Source organism: Komagataeibacter kakiaceti JCM 25156 (assembly GCF_000613305.1).
Genome location: NZ_BAIO01000338.1, coordinates 1 through 2,601, shown reverse-complemented (window position 1 = coordinate 2,601; position 2,601 = coordinate 1). Strand labels below are relative to the sequence as shown.

Annotated in this window: 4 protein-coding genes; 1 reads left to right on the top strand and 3 read right to left on the bottom strand. The window is 63.6% G+C overall.

Annotation, left to right across the window (positions count from 1 at the left end; all coding sequences use genetic code 11):
- Positions 1-35 precede the first annotated feature (35 nt).
- Positions 36-1,550 carry an efflux transporter outer membrane subunit gene (locus JCM25156_RS13390; RefSeq protein ID WP_034959824.1) on the top strand — a complete coding sequence of 505 codons (1,515 nt, stop codon included), beginning with the start codon at positions 36-38 and terminating at the stop codon, positions 1,548-1,550.
- Positions 1,551-1,605: 55 nt separating this feature from the next.
- Here the strand turns inward: JCM25156_RS13390 and JCM25156_RS28065 are convergent, their stop codons facing one another.
- From JCM25156_RS28065 to JCM25156_RS13375, 3 genes are all read right to left on the bottom strand, one after another.
- Positions 1,606-1,782 carry a DUF1328 domain-containing protein gene (locus JCM25156_RS28065; protein WP_025813478.1) on the bottom strand — a complete coding sequence of 59 codons (177 nt, stop codon included), beginning with the start codon at positions 1,780-1,782 and terminating at the stop codon, positions 1,606-1,608.
- Positions 1,783-1,844: 62 nt separating this feature from the next.
- Entirely contained in the window at positions 1,845-2,102 is a 258-nt protein-coding gene (locus JCM25156_RS13380) for a hypothetical protein (protein WP_025813477.1), read from the bottom strand.
- Between the two features lie 110 nt (positions 2,103-2,212).
- Positions 2,213-2,601: ATP-binding cassette domain-containing protein (locus JCM25156_RS13375; protein ID WP_025813476.1), on the bottom strand; the 389-nt coding region annotated here is incomplete at its 5' end.

The window sequence follows — 2,601 nt, the reverse complement described above, 5'->3', positions numbered from 1 at the left end:
CCCGCAGCCATGCCCGCATCCGCCCGCCCCACGCCATGCGCAGGTCATGCCGCCTCGTGCTGGCGGCCCTGCCGCTCATGGCGCTGGCGGGCTGCATGATCGGGCCGACATACCACCGTCCTGCCGCGATCGTTTCCCCCCGTTTCAAGGAACTGCGCCCCGAACCCGGCTGGGAAAAGGCGGACCCGCAGATGGCCGCCCTGCCCAAGCATGACTGGTGGACCATCTATAACGATCCCATCCTTAACGAACTGGAATCGCAGGTCGCGATCTCCAACCAGAACATCAAGCAGTACGAAGCCAGCTATCGTAACGCACGCGCCATGATCGACAGTGTGCGCGCCCAGCTTTTCCCCACCATAAGCGGCAGCATGGGCTTCAACCGCAACGGGCACGGGTCGGGGTCGCTGTCCTCCTCCGGCAGCAATTACGCCCGGGCGGGCACCACCTACAACACCTATGACATCGGCCCGAGCGCAAGCTGGGACATTGACGTATGGGGCCGGATCCGCCGCCAGATACAGCAACAGGTGACTGCGGCGCAGGCCAGCGCGGCCGATCTGGCCAACGCCACCCTGTCCTATCAGGCACAACTGGCCACGGCCTATTTCAACCTGCGCTACCAGGACAGCCTGACCGACCTGTTGCAGCGTTACGTCCATTTCAACGAGCAGGCGCTCGAGATCACCCAGAACCAGTTCAACGCCGGGACGGCGGACCCGACCGCCGTGCTTCAGGCCCGCACCACGCTGGAGCAGAACCGGGCCTCGCTGGTGCAGGCGGGGATCAACCGCGCGCAGTACGAACATGCGATCGCCGTGCTGATCGGCAAGCCGCCCGCCGATCTCTCGCTGGCGCCGGCGGAACTGTCGCGCACGATTCCGCCCATTCCGGTCACGGTCCCGGCCGACCTGCTGCAACGCCGCCCGGACATTGCGGCGGCGGAACGTACGATGGAGGAATATAACGCCCAGATCGGCGCGGACATGGCCGCGTTCTATCCGGACATCACCATCAACGCCAGCTATTCACAAAGCGGGGGCGACCCGGTGACCTCGCTCATGCAGGCGATGAACCGTGTCTGGTCGCTGGGCGCGTCCGCCACCGAAATCCTGTTTGAAGGCGGCTCACGCACCGCCGCCGTGCATGAAGCCAACGCCCAGTATGACAGCGCGGTCGCCACCTACCGCCAGACGGTGCTGACGGCATTGCAGAATACGGAAGACCAGCTTTCCAACCTGCGCATCCTGGCCCAGCAGGCGCAGCAGCAGCAGAAGGCGCTGGATTTCGCCAACCGCACGGTCGAGGTTTCACTCAACCAGTACATGGCGGGCACCGAAATCTATACAACCGTCATCACCAACGAGAATTCCGCCCTGAGCGATGCCGAAACCCTGCTTGGCATCCAGCAGCAGCGCATGGTGGACAGCGTGAGCCTGGTGCAGGCGCTGGGGGGGGGATGGGACGCATCGCGCCTGCCATCAAAGAATTCACTTCAGAAGGACAACCCCCTGCTCCCGTCCTTCATCCAGAAGGATACGAACAAATAGGCATGAAAAAACCCCCTGCGGCGTGAGCCACAGGGGGTTCTTTCACGACCTGCCGCTAATTGAATAGCGATCTGGCTGAAAGCAGGATGATCAGCGCCACGATCACGAACGCCACGATGGCGATGAAGAACAGTATCTTCGCAATCCCGGCCGAAGCCGCGGAAATGCCGCTGAAACCGAACAGACCGGCCAGTAAGGAGACAATCAAAAAAAACAGCGCCAGTTTCAGCATGGCATCTTTCCCCGCGAATCACTCATGACAGGTCCAACGCAACAGGACCGGCTCCGTTGCCCTTAACGCCGCCGCCGGGTGATCAGCGTAATGACAAACCCCACGAACGAGGCCCCCAGCAGGGCGAATAGCGGGCGGTCGGCGGTGAAATCACGCACGGTATCGCAAATTTCGCCCAGCCCCTGCTGCGCCAGCCCGCCGGCGTTACGCATACGGCCCGATAGCGGGGTGCCGGACTCTCCCGCAAAGCCATCCAGACCGTCCTGAAGGCGGCCGATACCGGCCTCGAGATGCGCTTCAAGATTGGGGGGATTCGTCATGCTCTGTATTCCCTTGCTTGCCACCGGGGAAGAGAGACAGCCAGCCTTCCCCTTCCTACTCCCGTGCCTTCAGGCCCGCGCGTGGCGGGTCAGGCCCTGGGGCAGACTTATCATATCTCGGATGCCTGCCAATAGGCCGCAACCACGCCCGGGTCTTCTTCCCCCGCGATGAGCATCTTCATCCGCTCCCCCATGGCGCGCATGGGTGGCGCGGAATGATCGCGCGGGCGGGGACCGACGGGAAAATCCCCACGCACCCCCGCCGGGCGACCTTCGAGAATGATGATCCGGTCAGCCAGGGTCAGCGCTTCCTCAAGGTCATGGGTCACGAACAGCACGGTTGCCTGCGTGCGCTCGTGAATCCGCAGCAGTTCAAGCTGCAGCGCGCCACGGGTGATCGCGTCCAGCGCGCCGAACGGCTCATCCATGAGCAAAAGGTCCGGCTCCACCGTCAGGGCGCGGGCCACGCCCACCCGCTGGCGCTGGCCACCGGGAAAGC